Origin of the sequence: Larkinella knui (assembly GCF_003858645.1) — a bacterium.
GTDB classification, from domain to species: Bacteria; Bacteroidota; Bacteroidia; order Cytophagales; family Spirosomataceae; genus Larkinella; species Larkinella knui.
In genome coordinates, this window is record NZ_RQJP01000004.1 from 562,579 (window position 1) to 577,843 (window position 15,265).

13 protein-coding genes are annotated in these 15,265 nt (G+C 51.2%); 4 read left to right on the plus strand and 9 right to left on the minus strand.

Translation table 11 applies throughout. The annotated features are described in order from the left end of the window. Positions 1 to 5: 5 nt before the first annotated feature. The 3 genes from EHT87_RS20765 to EHT87_RS20775 all read left to right on the plus strand — a co-directional run bounded on the left by EHT87_RS20765 (position 6) and on the right by EHT87_RS20775 (position 3,404). Positions 6 to 1,022 carry an NAD-dependent epimerase/dehydratase family protein gene (locus EHT87_RS20765; RefSeq protein ID WP_124908578.1) on the plus strand — a complete coding sequence of 339 codons (1,017 nt, stop codon included), beginning with the start codon at positions 6 to 8 and terminating at the stop codon, positions 1,020 to 1,022. Between the two features lie 13 nt (positions 1,023 to 1,035). Further along, a complete protein-coding gene (locus tag EHT87_RS20770; RefSeq protein ID WP_124908579.1) occupies positions 1,036 to 2,100 on the plus strand; it encodes a dihydrodipicolinate synthase family protein in 1,065 nt (354 codons plus the stop codon). A gap of 155 nt (positions 2,101 to 2,255) precedes the next feature. Beyond that, positions 2,256 to 3,404: an aldose epimerase family protein gene (locus EHT87_RS20775; protein WP_124908580.1), complete on the plus strand. Its 1,149-nt coding sequence runs from the start codon at positions 2,256 to 2,258 to the stop codon at positions 3,402 to 3,404. Between the two features lie 75 nt (positions 3,405 to 3,479). On the opposite strand, the gene EHT87_RS20780 is transcribed toward EHT87_RS20775, so the two are convergent. The 9 genes from EHT87_RS20780 to EHT87_RS20820 all read right to left on the minus strand — a co-directional run bounded on the left by EHT87_RS20780 (position 3,480) and on the right by EHT87_RS20820 (position 13,523). Further along, positions 3,480 to 4,244, minus strand: a complete 765-nt coding sequence (locus EHT87_RS20780) for a glycosyltransferase family 2 protein (RefSeq protein ID WP_124908581.1) — start codon at positions 4,242 to 4,244, stop codon at positions 3,480 to 3,482. Continuing rightward, the gene (locus EHT87_RS20785; protein ID WP_229321213.1) at positions 4,241 to 5,230 is read right to left on the minus strand and encodes a glycosyltransferase family 2 protein; all 990 of its coding nucleotides are present in this window, start codon (positions 5,228 to 5,230) and stop codon (positions 4,241 to 4,243) included. The genes EHT87_RS20780 and EHT87_RS20785 overlap by 4 nt, the downstream gene beginning before the upstream one ends. Next, positions 5,214 to 6,029: a phytanoyl-CoA dioxygenase family protein gene (locus tag EHT87_RS20790; protein ID WP_124908583.1), complete on the minus strand. Its 816-nt coding sequence runs from the start codon at positions 6,027 to 6,029 to the stop codon at positions 5,214 to 5,216. The genes EHT87_RS20785 and EHT87_RS20790 overlap by 17 nt, the downstream gene beginning before the upstream one ends. Before the next feature lie 168 nt (positions 6,030 to 6,197). Then, positions 6,198 to 7,148, minus strand: a complete 951-nt coding sequence (locus tag EHT87_RS20795; protein ID WP_124908584.1) for a glycoside hydrolase family protein — start codon at positions 7,146 to 7,148, stop codon at positions 6,198 to 6,200. Further along, positions 7,138 to 8,844 carry a phosphatase PAP2 family protein gene (locus tag EHT87_RS20800; RefSeq protein ID WP_124908585.1) on the minus strand — a complete coding sequence of 569 codons (1,707 nt, stop codon included), beginning with the start codon at positions 8,842 to 8,844 and terminating at the stop codon, positions 7,138 to 7,140. Before EHT87_RS20800 ends, EHT87_RS20795 begins: the two co-directional genes overlap by 11 nt. 67 nt (positions 8,845 to 8,911) lie before the next feature. Beyond that, the gene (locus EHT87_RS20805) at positions 8,912 to 9,985 is read right to left on the minus strand and encodes an NAD-dependent epimerase/dehydratase family protein (RefSeq protein WP_124908586.1); all 1,074 of its coding nucleotides are present in this window, start codon (positions 9,983 to 9,985) and stop codon (positions 8,912 to 8,914) included. A gap of 199 nt (positions 9,986 to 10,184) precedes the next feature. Then, complete coding sequence (locus EHT87_RS20810; protein WP_124908587.1) at positions 10,185 to 10,424, minus strand: hypothetical protein; 240 nt, start codon at positions 10,422 to 10,424, stop codon at positions 10,185 to 10,187. A gap of 168 nt (positions 10,425 to 10,592) precedes the next feature. Next, positions 10,593 to 12,383 (minus strand): M3 family oligoendopeptidase, encoded by a 1,791-nt coding sequence (locus EHT87_RS20815; protein ID WP_124908588.1) that lies wholly within the window; start codon positions 12,381 to 12,383, stop codon positions 10,593 to 10,595. Positions 12,384 to 12,452: 69 nt separating this feature from the next. Further along, a complete protein-coding gene (locus EHT87_RS20820; protein WP_124908589.1) occupies positions 12,453 to 13,523 on the minus strand; it encodes a ferredoxin--NADP reductase in 1,071 nt (356 codons plus the stop codon). 239 nt (positions 13,524 to 13,762) lie between these two features. On the opposite strand from EHT87_RS20820, the gene EHT87_RS20825 reads away from it, so the two are divergent. Then, positions 13,763 to 14,872, plus strand: a complete 1,110-nt coding sequence (locus EHT87_RS20825; protein ID WP_124908590.1) for a glycosyltransferase family 4 protein — start codon at positions 13,763 to 13,765, stop codon at positions 14,870 to 14,872. Positions 14,873 to 15,265: the final 393 nt, after the last annotated feature.

The window sequence follows — 15,265 nt, forward strand, 5'->3', positions numbered from 1 at the left end:
GTAAAATGAACGATTTACACACACTGGAACAGGAATTACTTAAGCCTTCAGCGGCTTTGATGGCGGATTTATACGAACTCGACGGCGACATCATCATTCTGGGCGTTGGCGGCAAAATGGGGCCGAGTCTGGCGCAGCTGGCAAAACAGGCCATCGACCAGGCTGGAATTCAGAAACGCGTCATCGGCGTTTCGCGTTTCTCCGACAAACAGCTGCGGGCTGAACTGGAAGCCGACGGCATCGAAACAATTTCCGCCGATTTGCTCAACGAAACGGATTTGGCCGCTTTACCCGACGTAAGAAACGTGCTGTATCTGGCCGGAACCAAGTTTGGCACAACGGGCAAAGAAGCGTTCACCTGGGCCATGAACGCCTACCTGCCGGGCCGGGTAGCGGAGAAATACCGCAACTCGCGGATTGTTGCGTTCTCAACCGGCAATGTCTATCCGTTTACGCCCGTAGGCTCCGGTGGCGCTACCGAAACGACGGCTCCCGAACCGGTTGGCGAATACGGCCAGTCGTGTTTGGGCCGGGAGCGGGTTTTTCAGTATTTCTCCGAAAAATACAACATTCCGACGCTGATCTACCGGTTGAATTATGCCATCGATTTGCGGTATGGTGTTCTGCTCGAAATGGCCAAATCCGTTCAGGCCGAAAAACCGATCAGTCTGCTGATGGGCAATGCCAACGTCATCTGGCAGGGCGATGCCAACGAAATGGCCATCCGTTCGTTGCGGCACTGCGACGCGCCCGCCAAAATCCTGAATATCACCGGGCCGGAAACGGTTTCGATCCAGTGGCTGGCGCAGGAGTTTGGCAAATTGCTGGACAAAACGCCGGTTTTTGTCAACGAACCGCAGCCAACCGCGCTGTTGAGCAATGCCTCCGAAGCACATCGGCTGTTTGGCTATCCCCGCGTGACCCTGCGTCAGATGATTGCGCTGACCGTTGCCTGGCTGCAGGGCGGTGGGCAAACCCTCAACAAACCCACGCATTTTCAGGAACGAACCGGTAAGTTTTAAACCACAGAAAAGCATGATGTTACGTTCTGAAATACGGGATTTGCTACACGCAGGTACGGTCATTCCAGCGCATCCCCTGGCCCTGAACTCCAACCGGCAGTTGGACGAAAAGCGGCAGCGGGGCCTGACAAACTACTACATCGCCAGTGGTGCCGGTGGCGTGGCGGTGGGCGTTCATACCACCCAGTTCGAAATTCGGGACCCGAAAATCAATCTGTTCGAAACGGTTCTGAAGGTGGCCGCCGAAGAAATTGACAACGCAAACCTGGATCGTCCGTTTATCAAAGTCGCCGGCCTTGTTGGCCCCACCGAACAGGCTGGTAACGAAGCGAAACTGGCCCTTCAGTACGGTTACGATCTGGGTTTATTGAGCATGGGCGGCTTACAGGGCTGGAGCGAAGCGGCCATTCTGGACCGTGTCCGGGCGGTAGCGGAAATTATTCCGGTGTTCGGTTTTTACCTGCAACCGTCGGTCGGCGGGCGCATTTTTAGTTACGAATTCTGGCATCAGTTCGCGGAAATACCCGCTGTTGAGGCCATTAAAGTCGCCAGTTTCAACCGGTATCAAACGCTGGATGTTGTGCGGGCCGTTTGCCATTCCAGCCGCCGGGATGAAATCGCTTTGTATACCGGCAACGACGACAACATTGTGGCCGACCTACTGACCACCTACCGCTTTACCGTAGCGGGCAAAACCGTTGAAAAACGCTTTGTGGGCGGTTTGCTGGGGCATTGGGCCGTGTGGACGAGGAAAGCCGTCGATTTGTTGAAAGAGATTAAAACCTGCCTTGCCAACGAAAATGCCGGTCTGTCAGAATTGCTAACCCGTAACATTGAAGTAACCGACACCAACGCGGCTTTTTTCGATCCGAGCCACGCCTTCCACGGCTGCATTGCGGGGCTTCACGAAGTGCTGCGTCGGCAGGGATTGCTCGAAGGCCGCTGGTGCCTGAATCCGGCGGAAGACCTTTCACCGGGACAACTGGAGGAAATTGACCGGGTCTATGCGGCTTATCCGCACCTGAACGACGACGAATTTGTCAAGCACTACGTCAGTACGATGGCCCGCCGATGTTGAGCGGAAAAACTCCGGCGACCCATCGGTTTCATAGGCGGTTATCTGACGGACGCGTACCGGGTAATCCGCCGGGATTTCCGAAAAACAGTATATGAATCGAACTTCTCTCTTTGTGCAGGAGCGGCCGGTTTTAAACTTCCCAGCCCTGCCAAACGATGAAATTCTTTTCGTATGCCCTCTATTCCGGGCTGATTCTAGGCATACTGAGCGGGTATGCCCGACCTAAACCTGACCAACCAGCAAAACCGATGGCCGGTATTGAAAAAACACTCTTTGGTACTTTCCCGGATGGCCGGCAGGCGGATCTGTTTACCCTCCGGAACAAGGCGGGCATGACCGTGAAAATTACCAATTATGGCGGTTACATCGTTTCCTGGACCGCCCCCGACAAAGCCGGAACCTACGAGGATATTATTCTGGGCATGCCTGCGTTTGCCGATTATCTAAAAGGTACGCCCAGCTTGGGACCCATCATTGGCCGGTTTGGAAATCGAATTGGAAATGCCAGGTTCTCGCTTGACGGCAAAGAATACGTTCTGGCCGCCAACACCAAAACAAACCACATCCACGGAGGGCGGGTCGGATTCGATAAAAAATTGTGGACGGCAAAGCCGGTAACGGGAGATGAACCGGCTTTACATCTGACCTATACCTCCATCGACGGCGAGGAAGGTTACCCCGGCAATCTGGCGGTCGAAGTGGTCTATACGCTGCAAAAAGATAACGCGCTGCGCATCCACTATACGGCTACGACGGACAAGGCCACGGTTGTTAACCTGACCAACCATGCGTACTTTAATTTATCGGGTATGAAGCGGGATGTTTTAGGCTACGAACTGATGATCAGGGCCAATTCGTATCTGCCAACCGATGCCAGCCAGATTCCAACGGGAGCCATCCAACCCGTTGCCGGAACCGCCTTCGACTTCACCAAACCCGCCGTAGTCGGTGCCCGCATCAACGATACCACGGATGTTCAAATCCGGTATGGCTCGGGGTATGATCACTGCTGGGTATTTACCGATGCTTCAAAAAACCTGAAACTGGGGGCAACGGTTCGCGACCCCGAAAGTGGTCGCTTTATGGAGATGTATACCACCGAACCCGGGGTACAGCTTTACACAGCCAACCACCTGAATGGCCTGAAAGGGAAAGAAGGGGTGGTGTATAAACGGCGGTATGGCCTTTGCCTGGAAACCCAGCATTTTCCTGATTCCCCCAACAAGCCAAATTTCCCTTCGACCGTTTTACGGCCGGGGGAAACGTATTCCAGTACAACCGTTTATAAATTTTCGGTGAAATAAGAACCGGGTTTGGTTCCCAAAAGGATACGCATTCAACGGCGCTTTTTTTACAGGGCGCCGTTTTAAAGAGCCGGATTACCGGCTCACCGGTGCAACGGGCTTGGTGGTTTTCTTGCGGTAGTCGCCCCGTGACAGGTATTTTTCGATCAGGCAATACAGCAGGATGAAAAAATACCGGCTACCCATCTCCTTGATTTTCAGCTTCGATTCGCCGTATTTCCGGTTGGTCCAGCTGTTGGGCACTACGGCGTAGTTATAGCCCCTGACCATCGCCTTCAGCGGTAATTCGACGGTTAGGTTAAAGTGGGGAGACAGAAACGGTTTGAGCCCTTCCATCGTTTCCCGTTTGTAGAGTTTGAAGGCGTTGGTCGTGTCGTTGTAGCGAATGCCCATCATCAGGCGAACGATGAAATTGGCCGTCCGGTTGATGATTTTTTTCAGCTGGGGATAATCGATCACTTTGCCGCCTTTGCTCCACCGACTACCGAAAACGCAGTCGTAATCGCCTTCCAGCATTTTGTAGTAGAACTTCACTAAATCCTCCGGATCGTCGGACATATCGGCCATGAATACCGCTACACAGTCGCCCGTAAACCGTTCGAGGCCGTACCGGACGGCGTAACCAAAACCGTTCGGACCGGGATTGGTGTAATACACCAGCGTCGGAATTTCGTGCGTCAGTTGCTCCAGAACCTGCGCCGTCTGATCCTTGGAGTTGTCGTTGGTAACGCAGATTTCGTGCGGAATGCCGTATTTTGCCAGCGTTTGATACAACGATCGCAGCGTTTCAGGAATGGATTCCTGTTCGTTATAGGCGGGAATAACTACACTCAGTTTCATGATCGATCCATTAAACGGTAAGGCATTAACCGGATGGCACTATACAATTTCATGACCGGTGCCGGCACAATGTAATTTTGTATGATTTCCTTGGCAACCGCCTGCTTGGGTTTGCCCAGATAAAGGTACTTCAGGGCGATTCCGGCGCGTCGGAAATAACTTTCGCTATACTGGTTCGCTTCCAGCATGAGCTTGTAATACCGCGCGATGTTCCTGCGCAGTACCTTGTCATATTTATAATCCAGCTCCCGGTTGATGTTGGAATACATCAGAATCCGGTTGTTCAGAAACTTCTTATCCTTTTCATTGTCCGCATAACTGGCACCGCCGAGGTTTTTGCGGTAAACGGACATTACCTCGTCAATATACCCAATTGGTCCGGCTTTTGCCAGCAGCACATTCCGCGGAATATCGCCACTCTGCGACTGGTAATACCAGGCCGGATACTCCGGTATGGCGTTTTTCCGAAACATGATGCTGGAGGTCGCCATGAAAAAAATTTCATCCTCGCCAATCAGATCGTCGATGGTCACCACCGGTTTTTTGTCTTCTACCAGGAAGATCGGCTCCAGCTTCTCGTCCTCGAACACCACTTTGGCATTCGTGAAACAGGACGAATACTCCGGATGCTGATCGAGCATATCGGCCTGTTTTTGCAATTTATGGGGATTGATCCAGTAATCATCTCCGTCCATCTGGGCAATGTATTCACCCCGTGCCTCCTTAAACGTGCTCAGGGCATTGTGCATGCCGTTGTTACCCAGATTGGTCGGATGCAGCAGCAACCGGATTTGATCGGGATAACGAGCCTGGTATTCCGCCAGAATGTCGCGGGTATTATCTTTCGATAGATCGTCGCCTACAATCACCTCAAAGTCGAAGTTCGTCTGCTGACTCAGAACGCTGTCGAGCGTCTGTCGAACGAATTTGGCGTGATTGTAGGTAACGATACAGACGCTTACCTTCATCTTAATTGAAAATTTCATTCATCTGACTAACCGCCGGAAAATCGGGCGTAATCAGCTCGGCCTGAGGCTTGTAGATGTAGGCTAACGGATAGCCGCGTTCGATGAATGTAGTTTCCAGTAAGTTGTTATACCGAAGCTGCACCGACCACCGGACCGACTCCGTCGAGTTAACGCCGGAACGGTGAACGAGAAAAGCGGAGAAAAACAGCACATCACCCACTTCAAACTCAAGCTGTTGCCAGTCGTCGGTCAGCAGTTCGTCGGGAATGGTGCCGATGTAATCTACTGAGGTTGAATCATATAAGCCAGCGCGGTGGCTGCGAGGTAAGATCTGAAGCGCGCCCAGATCGGCTCCCGCCGGAACCAGCGGAAACCAGACCACCACGCTGTCGAGCGAGCCCTGACCCGTCCGCCAGTCCTGGTGTGCACCCAAACGCCAGTAGTCATCGCGTTTGGCCAGGTGCCGGCTGTTGAACATCATGGCCGGCCGGACACCGATGACGGGATAATCCAGACCCAGTTCCTTCAGCGTGTCCGTAATGCGGGAATCGGTTCCCAGCCGGTGCAGCGAAACCATGTGCTGAACCTGTTTGCCCGTGTTGGCAAACGCCGTGAAGTCGGCGGCAAAAAACCGGTACATCGCCTGTTCGAACGATGGCAGATCGTCAATATCTACGGTTTCGCCGAGCGTCCGCTGAATTTGGTAGGCAAATATTTGGCGACCTTCCCGGTGGATGGCCGTAATTAGTTCTTTATCCAGAAAATTTTTCAGCAGAACGTACCCTTCCTGCTTGTATGACTCGCGCAGTGATGACATGATGGTATGAATTTGTTTAAAATAGTACTAAACTAATTCGGACTGGTGTGAACATAACCCGACAAATGTACCTTACCTCACTGGTAATGTCAACTTAATCAGCCGTATTTTAGTAAACGTACGCTTCCTGCGGACCTTCTTACCGGTAAGTCGTTATGGAATAATTCCTTACTGAACATCTTCCTGTACAGCATACCCAAAGCCGGAAGCGCCAAAACCGTTGCCATTGTAGAGCATCGTCCACTGGCCCTGATGCTGAAAAAGATGGCAATAATCCATCATGGACGAATCCCACCCTTCTGCCGACCGCTCGATTCCGGCCTGGTCGTCTTTCCGATCCCAGGTAATACCGTCCTTCGACTCGGCATACCCAATCCGGTAGCTCTTTTCCACACTGGTCCGGAAGTCGGTAGCACTCCGGTATGAGTAATACATTTTGTACAAATCCCCGTCTTTAATTACCGCCGGGCGGCCAATGGCATCGGTAAATTCATTGTAACCGATACAGGTGATGCCGGTTCGTTCCCAAGTAATGCCGTCTTTCGACTCGGCGTATTTTACGTTATAAAACGGTTCCGGGTGGTTATTGATGATTTCAATTTTGGTACACGACAGATACCACATCCGCCAGCGTTCGGTTCCGTCGGCGTCGGTTTCGACCATCACACAGGGCTGGGCGATCCAGACCTGATCGTAAATCGAACGGTCGAGCAGCGGGCCGTCATAAGCCCGCTCAAAGGTCAATCCACCGTCGCGGCTGATGGCCAGTCCAATCCCGAGCCGGTACCAGGCGGTTTCGCTTTTGTTCCAGCCGGTATAATACAGCCAGATTTCATCGCCCCGTTTGATGAACCACGAAGGCATCGCTCCGGTTTCGTCGAACATCCCGACAGCACCTTTGCTCAGACACGGTTTGTCATGAATGTATACGACTTTCGAAAAATCGTTGGCGTCCAGTTCCACAAACGAGGTGGACGACGAACGGTTTTCGTCGCGCGTGGCAAAATAAACGCGCAACCGTTCGTCGCTAATCGGGTAGGCAAACGGAACCTGGGCGTGCGTACGGCTAAACGGCAGTGATCCGTCGGTTTTGTAAATAAGTCCTTTTTTAATCCACATAACTATTGGTACTTGTGATCGGTTGTTTGTAGCGGTCAGCGCGGACGTAAATGCGCGTTTTATCAATTTCACCGGCAAAGCGGTAATTTGCGGCAATCAAGTCCCGTAAAGCACCGAACGATTCGTGAGCCTGCGTGGCCCGGTCATTGAGCCAGAGTGATTGCCCGACGGCATCGATAAAAACCGGGGGCTTCGAACGGCGCAGATCGGCCAGGTATCGCTGGCGGTATACGTCGCGCATGGGATGGTTGAACGCGCTGCGAATGGTATGGTTTTCGTTTACGCCCTGCGGCATTTGCGCTTCCACGTAATACTTACACATCCAGCCCCAAACCGCCAGTTTTTCGCCCGGTTTGGCATATTGTAAAATGCGTTGGGTTACCGCCGATTGAGGCATTTTTCGGCTATTCTGCACGCAGTCGTTCAAGGGCATCCGGTTTAGGCCCCGGTTCACGTAACGAACCCCGTAGGGAATCAAGGCTGCGGCCAGCACTACGGCGGCCATGCGGGTGGCCACCCACCGGCGATTGCGGGTATAGTACCGGATTTCACTCAGAAACCAGGCATTCAGGAGCCCGATCGGGCCAATCAGAAACAGCAGATAATGGGTATATTCCGAACCCGTACGGGTAATGGCGATCAGGATAAAACCGATCAGGCACACCAGAAACAGCCACACCTTCCAGTTGGTATACAATCGAAACTGATTTCGGATCAGGAAAACCAGAAACGTGAAACCCAGAAGCACCGAAAGCCAGATAAACCAGTTAAATTCTTCGATCCGGCGGAAAAAAGCCGGAAGCCGCAGGAGATGATCCCAGGTGGTATGCCCATCGCCGGCACCATAATTGAAATTGGCAACGATGTAAAACGTAACCATGTCGTCAAATACGCCCGTCAGGGAAGTCAGAGCAACGACCAGGAGCGGAAAACTGATGCCGCCCGCCATGAGCCAGAGAAACCGGCTGGTTTTTTGACGAACCGTCAGATTCGGACGCGTCAGCAGGTCGATGGTTACGAACAACCCAACGCAGAACATCATCGGAACCGCCTGAAGTTTGCCAAACGGAACCATACCGGCCACCAGCCCGACCAGAAAAATCTGACTTTGGGCCGGAATCGGCTCCTGTTGCAAACGCGCATACCCGTAATACAGCAGACTCAGCAGAAAGATGGGCAAATGTTCGCTGCTGTAATGAACCAGATCCCCGTTTTGGGTCATGGCCAGCAGAATCAGGGAAGGCATCAGGGCCCAGCGGGCTACCTCTTCGCCAAACCAGCGTTTCAGCGTTTGGAACAGCAGCCACAAACTGGAAATAATTAGGATCAGACCGGTAATACGGGCCGAGATGTAGTCGAAGGAGAGGCCCAGCCAACTGGGAATGATGAGCAGGTAGCTGTCGAGCGGGCCGCCGGTTGTGCCGTCGACGGAGCGCCAGAATACCGGATCGATGCTTAAGGTCAGCCCCTGGGCGATAATCTGACTTTCGTCGGGATTCAGTTCCTGGTTAAAAACCACCACCGGTAACCGCATGAAAACCACCGACCCCAGGGCAATGATCAAAAACAGCTTCGGGCTTCGCCAGACCGTATTCGGACGTAGCCAGGCCGGGCTTATTGCCAAAGCACCCGTCAGCCAGAGCAGACCGTAGCCAATTCCCAGAAAAACGAGGGGATTTGAGTCAAAACTAAGCATACCTTCAGAACTAAAAAATGTCAGCCGCCTGCGGGCGGCTGACATTTAAATGCGCTCTCAGAACGGGTTATATCTGAACCTGCAAACGCTTCACCATGCTGTCGTGCATTTGCACCAGGGTTTGACGCAGATCGTATTCCCAATTCCAGTCCGGGTAATGGCTCTTGAATTTTGACAAATCGGAAACGTACCAGATGTGATCGCCGATGCGGTTGGTATCCGAATAGCTGAAGTTCATCTTGTTACCGGAAATTTCTTCGCACAGGATCCGGGCTTCCAGCATCGAGCAATTGGCGTGACGGCCACCGCCGGCGTTGTATACTTCGCCCGGACGCGGGTTCTGGTAAAAATGCCAGAACATGTTTACCAGGTCATGGCTGTGGATATTGTCGCGCACCTGCTTGCCCTTGTACCCAAAAATGGTATAGTGATTGCCCGTGATCGCACACTTCATCAGGTACGAAAGGAAACCGTGTAACTGCGCACCCGAGTGGTTGGGGCCCGTCAGACAGCCACCCCGGAAAACGGCGGTTTTCATGCCGAAATACCGGCCATATTCCTGCACCAGAATATCAGCGGCTACTTTCGACGCGCCGAACAGCGAGTGTTTAGTATGGTCGATGGACATGTGCTCATCGATACCGTTGGCAAAATACGGGTGACTTTCGTCAATTTCCCAGCGGGTTTCAGTCTCCACCAGTGGCAAATAGTTCGGATTGTCGCCGTATACTTTATTGGTAGAAGTAAAGATAAATACCGCTTCGGGGCAATGCTGGCGGTTCATCTCCAGCATATTCAGCGTACCGTTGGCATTCACCGTAAAATCGGTAAAGGGCTCACGGGCCGCCCAGTCGTGGCTGGGTTGCGCAGCCGCGTGAACGATCAGTTTGATGTCCGTACCATATTCCTTAAAGATCGGTTCCAGTTCCTCAACTTTGCGGATATCAGCTTTATAATGGCGGTAATTGGTATACGAATCCTTCAGACGGTCGCGATTCCAATCGGTTGAGCCATCGGCACCGAAGAAATACTGACGTAAATTGTTATCAACGCCAATTACCAGGTCGAATTTTTCTGAGAAAAAGGCAACTGATTCACTACCGATCAGTCCGGCAGAACCTGTAACTAATGCAATATTCATATCGCTTCTTGACAAAATAAGGTTGGATACATCAAAAAAATACTATTCTTTGCTGAGAATTAGGTGTAAAGTAAATCAAAAAAATTCTAATTGTCTATACCGCAGGATAAAACCGGCGAACAGTGAAAAGGCGATGCAAGGACTTCATGAAGCCTTTACATCGCCTTGGTCATCCAATCTATTTTTTTCGTTTTTAGCTTCAGAGACCTGACTTACCGAACAATTTCTGACGAATTTTATTCGTGCGTTCCGCTAATTCGGGCCGGGAAGTGTATTTATACGTCGTCTGAACGGCGGCTGAATCCAGGCCGGGGCCGTATACATACTTGTCGCCATCCCGGTAATCATTCTGACGAATCCTGTTATATTTCTGGTAATCGCAGGAAGTCAGCGAACCGACCACCAGCAGGAATACTCCTATATTCAAAAGACCTTTCATACAAGCGGTTTACAAAATTCAGTACAAAACTATAGACTACCAGCCAATTCGCCAATAATACTTCAAAAATTTATCATTCCGGTTTTCATCCCTACTTACTCTGAAGGGGGCTGGCCGGTATCCATCCGGATGTAAAAGACCCCTTTTGGATGGGTAGAGGTGAAATACTCAGCTTTTCAACCGTTCGATTTCATCCCAGACAAACCGGATCAGGCGCCCGATGTGGTCTTCCGAAAAATCGAACGGAACGTCGGCGGCCCGGTAAATATCACGGATTGGCGCGGTATACCCTAATTTTAGGGCATTCATGTAGCCCTGTAATCCCTTCCGGTTATCCTGACGGAAATTCATCCAGACGCCAATTGCGCCCAGTTGAGCAATACCGTACTCGATGTAATAGAAAGGAACTTCGTACAAATGGAGCTGCTTTTGCCAGCCATAGGCTTCATAGTTGCGCAGACCTTCCCAACTCGTTACGGTATCCGAAAATTCCTCGAAAATGCGCAGCCAGGCCGTTTTGCGCTCCTCCACCGCATCAACCGGGGTGATAGCGGCCGTTTCGTATACCCAATGCTGAAATTTATCGATGGTAGCCACCCACGGCAGCGTTTCGATGATGGACTCCAGGTGCTGAATTTTGGCCCGCTTCAGGTCTTCAGGATTTTCAAAAAACACGTCCCAGTAGTCCATGGTCAATAATTCCATCGACATCGACGCCAGTTCGGCCACTTCCATAGGCGGATTTCGGAACGGTTTCAGGGGCAGGTCGCGGGTTAGAAACGAGTGCACGGCATGGCCACCTTCGTGCACCATCGTCACCAGATCGCGCAGGCTCGAGGTCGCATTCATAAAAATGAACGGCACCCCGATTTCTTCCAGCGGATAATTATAACCGCCCGGCGCTTTGCCCTTCCGCGATTCGAGATCCAGATGACCCATGGCCTTCATAATCCGCAGACAATCACTTAGGTACGAGCTACCAACGGCGGCATCGAGCCGGCTGAAACAGGTGATGGTTTTATTCAATAATTCGTCGCCGGTTTTAAACGGTTTCAAGGCCGGTAAACCGTCGGGGTCCACTTTCGCATCCCACGGCCGCAGGGTATCGAACGATGCGTCGACTTTTGCCAGCTTTTCTTTCCGTTCCAGCGCCAGTTTATCCAGCAACGGCACCACGGCCTTTGAAACGGAAGTGTGAAAATCGAAGCAATCCTGGGGCGTATAATCGAAGCGGCCCATTGCGGCAAAAATGTAGTCACGAAAATTGGCAAAACCGGCATTGAGCGCCACCTGATGGCGTAAATCGCGCAGCCGGGTGTAGAGATCGTCCAGTTGCTCTTTATCCTGAAACCGCCGTTCCTGAATTTTCAGCCACACGTCCTCCCGCACCGCCCGGTTGGGCGATTGCAGCAAGGTGCTGGCCTGGGGCAAGGTGATTTCTTCCGAAATACCGTCCGCATTCGTTATTTCGATGGTCATGGCACCAACCAGAGCGCCATACTTGCGTTGCTCGGTCTGGATTTCCGTTTGCAGCGGAATGTTTTCGTCGCGGAAAATTTCAATTGCTTTTTTCATGCCGCGAATGGCAATAGCAAAGCCGGATTCCCGCAATTCGGCCAGGTAAGGACTCTCGACGGTCCGTTTGTCCAGCGTGTTTTCGTAAGCCGATAGCTGCGGTTGAATTTCAGTAATGAAAAAATTGAACTGTTTGATCAATTCGGGATCCGACGTGTCGCAGGTCATGCGGATATACCGCCAGGCAAAGTTTTCGGACAGATACGATTCCAGTTCACTGCGGTCGGCCAACCATTGACGCAGTTCGCCGGCGTTGTTGATCGGCCGTTCGACGAGGTTATCGTAGAGCGGTTTAACTTCGTCCCAGGTTCTCAAAACAAAGTCTTCGCCAATAAACGGTCGGGCGGGCCGCGTTGGAAGGATGAGTGTCGTTTCCATATTCATAAAATTGCTTACTGATTTCGCCGGGGCGTGGTGAAAAAACTAAGCTTTTTTCAATTCTTTGTATAAATTTTACTCGATTTCAATGACGACATCATTCGTTAGCGGATGCGCCACGCAGGTTAAAATATAGCCGGCTTTGAGTTCAGATTCTGCCAAACCGTCTTCTTCGTCCAGATGCACTTTGCCCGACAAACAACGGCCCATACAGGCCGTACACATTCCGGCCTGACAGGAATAAGGCAGGTCGATGTCCAATTCCAGCGCGGCTTCCAGGATCGTTTGGTGCGGTCCGACAATAAACTTGTATTCGCTTCCCTCGTATAAAACGGTAACTTCCGGTTTGGACGGCGACGCGTTTACCGGTTCGTCTTCCACAACCTCGCCGTGGACTTCGGGCGAAACCGTCGCAAAGCTTTCTTTATGAACCTGATCGGTCGGAACGTTCAGTAATTTAAGGGCTCCACGGGCTTCGTCCATCAACCCGTCGGGGCCACAAATGTAGAATTCGGTCCGGCGGATTTCGTCAATCGGCAGTTCTTCCAGCAGCTTCAGAATGGACGATTGATTCAGACGACCTCGCAAACCGGTCCAGTTTTCGTCCGGCTGACTCAGCATGTGGGTGATCCGAAACCGCCCGCCCGCTTGCTGCACCAGTTCATGGAGTTCGTTTTCAAAAATAATCGACGAACGGGTACGGTTGCCGTAGAGCAGCCAGAGTTGCGTCCGGGGTTCAACGTGCAGAATGGATTTTGCCATCGAAATCAGGGGCGTAATACCGCTTCCGGCTCCGATCAGAATAATCCGGCGCTGATTTTTGGGGTCTAGTTTCGGTACAAAAGTTCCTAGTGGTTCGAGCGTTTCAAGGCTGTCGTTGACTTTAACCGTGTCGCACAGGTAATTGGAAACCACGCCCCCCGGTAGGCGTTTGATCGTAACGGCCAGTGACACATCGGTATGGGGCGAACTGGACATGGAGTAGGACCGGCGCACTTTTTGACCTTCGAAAGGCAGGATAAACGTCAGATACTGACCAGGTTGATACCGGATAACTTCATTGATGGGGTGCCAGAAGTGGATCGTAACCGCATCCGGTGTCTGGCGAACAACTTCTTTTACTTTCAAAAAATAACGATTTGCCATAATTCCATATCGCCGAAGCGATTCCTATTCTTTTTCTATCGGCGGTGAGTGGGCCGTGCTGGACCCGATCGGAAAACCGTTAAGCCAGCGAAGCCGCAATATACTATTGAAATGCCAATCCGTTCGGGTAACAAATTGTAGATGATTCAGGTTTGCCGTTCTTTACGCCAAATTTCAATTTGAATTGCCGGGTTGTGGTTATTTAGGTAGATATTCGCAGCCGAAGTTCTGTTCGATTCATGAAAAAAATACTATTCTTTACGCCCTATGGGTCTTTTACCGGCTCGGAAGTTGTGTTGTGGACGTATCTGCAGAATTATGACCGGCAGCAAATCCAATCGGCTCTGTATAGTGAACAGCGTGGACCCCTGACGGCGCAACTGCCCGCCGATATACCGCTGTTTACATCACCTTTCAATCGTGGATTTACCCAAAAAGTATACTCCAAGGTGGCGCACGCCATGGGTGTAAAGGTGTACGAAAACAACATTCGGAAGCTTCAGGAGCAGTACAAGGCCGATTATTGGTACTTGAATACCGTACTGATGTTTCCGCTTTCGAAGCTGGCGGAGCAGTTGGGGGTGAAGGTGATTGCCCAGATTCACGAGTTGCATTCGTCGTTCGAGTCGATTTCCTACGACGAAATGGCCCACTCCATGACGTATTCAGAACTGGTCATTGGCGTTACCCGGGAGATCTGTGATCTGGCGTCGGTAATGGGTGCCAAACGAACGGCTTTGCTGTATCCGATTGTCGATTTAAGCAAGAATAAAAGCTCGGGTGAGCGGGTTGAAGAGCTGAGAAAAAAGCTGAATATCGCGCCGGGTGCTTTCGTCTGGACGATGGTTGGTACGCGTATTTACCGGAAAGGCGTCGATATTTTTCCATTCATTGCCCAGGCCCTATCCGACCAGCCGTGCCACTTCATCTGGATGGGAAATTCGAAACCGACCGGGCTCAATTACCTGGTCGACCGCCAGATTAAAGCGCTGAATTTACCAAACCTGAGTTTTGTCGATGTTCAAACCGACGATTATTACAACTACCTGCAACTTGCCGACGGACTGGTGATGACCTCCCGCGAAGAACCGTTTGGTAAAATCATGACCGAAGCGGCTTCGCTCGGAAAACCACTGGTGGCACCCAATGCGGGAGGGGCAAAAGAGTTTATCGTGCCGGGCATGGGTGAACTGATCGATTACCCAACTCCCGACCTGTTCAGGCAGGCCATGCTCCGGGTGATGAACGACCCCGGTTCCTATAAACGGGAGTTGCTGATCGAAAAAAGCCACCAGTTCGATGCTTCCGTGCAGGTTAAGAAGTGGGAAGAGACGATTTTTGCTCTATAAATGTTACCGCTTACTAACATTTGGTAAACTTAAGTTTACTGATTTTGCTACCGTATAATAAATTCAGAAAGCGCCCGCACAATTTTTGCAGCTCTTATTCGCTACAGTTTTTGAAGTGTTTGTCATATATATGACAAAAGTCTATTCGTGTGTTTTTACGAATATATTATATACTAGTCATTTGTTCATTCGTTTAGTTTTTTGACTTTCACTACGGATGCCCTTGGCTGGGGTTGCATTCCATGACACCAATACATTGGAATGATTTTTGTCTTTCGAAGATATCAAATCGAATTACAGCTGACTGATCGATAGTCGGAATCGTAATCAAATCACATCATTCGGTCGATTCGCCCAGAGATTTTTCTCGCACAGAGTCGACAACCGAAGCTA

Excerpts from the sequence above, each read along its gene's own strand:
- EHT87_RS20770 (WP_124908579.1), top strand. The coding sequence starts at position 1,036 with ATGATGTTACGTTCTGAAATACGGGATTTGCTACACGCAGGTACGGTC.
- EHT87_RS20775 (WP_124908580.1), top strand. The coding sequence starts at position 2,256 with ATGAAATTCTTTTCGTATGCCCTCTATTCCGGGCTGATTCTAGGCATA.
- EHT87_RS20825 (WP_124908590.1), top strand. The coding sequence starts at position 13,763 with ATGAAAAAAATACTATTCTTTACGCCCTATGGGTCTTTTACCGGCTCG.
- EHT87_RS20820 (WP_124908589.1), bottom strand. The coding sequence starts at position 13,523 with ATGGCAAATCGTTATTTTTTGAAAGTAAAAGAAGTTGTTCGCCAGACA.
- EHT87_RS20790 (WP_124908583.1), bottom strand. The coding sequence starts at position 6,029 with ATGTCATCACTGCGCGAGTCATACAAGCAGGAAGGGTACGTTCTGCTG.
- EHT87_RS20800 (WP_124908585.1), bottom strand. The coding sequence starts at position 8,844 with ATGCTTAGTTTTGACTCAAATCCCCTCGTTTTTCTGGGAATTGGCTAC.
- EHT87_RS20805 (WP_124908586.1), bottom strand. The coding sequence starts at position 9,985 with ATGAATATTGCATTAGTTACAGGTTCTGCCGGACTGATCGGTAGTGAA.
- EHT87_RS20765 (WP_124908578.1), top strand. The coding sequence starts at position 6 with ATGAACGATTTACACACACTGGAACAGGAATTACTTAAGCCTTCAGCG.
- EHT87_RS20795 (WP_124908584.1), bottom strand. The coding sequence starts at position 7,148 with ATGTGGATTAAAAAAGGACTTATTTACAAAACCGACGGATCACTGCCG.
- EHT87_RS20780 (WP_124908581.1), bottom strand. The coding sequence starts at position 4,244 with ATGAAACTGAGTGTAGTTATTCCCGCCTATAACGAACAGGAATCCATT.
- EHT87_RS20785 (WP_229321213.1), bottom strand. The coding sequence starts at position 5,230 with ATGAAATTTTCAATTAAGATGAAGGTAAGCGTCTGTATCGTTACCTAC.
- EHT87_RS20810 (WP_124908587.1), bottom strand. The coding sequence starts at position 10,424 with ATGAAAGGTCTTTTGAATATAGGAGTATTCCTGCTGGTGGTCGGTTCG.
- EHT87_RS20815 (WP_124908588.1), bottom strand. The coding sequence starts at position 12,383 with ATGAATATGGAAACGACACTCATCCTTCCAACGCGGCCCGCCCGACCG.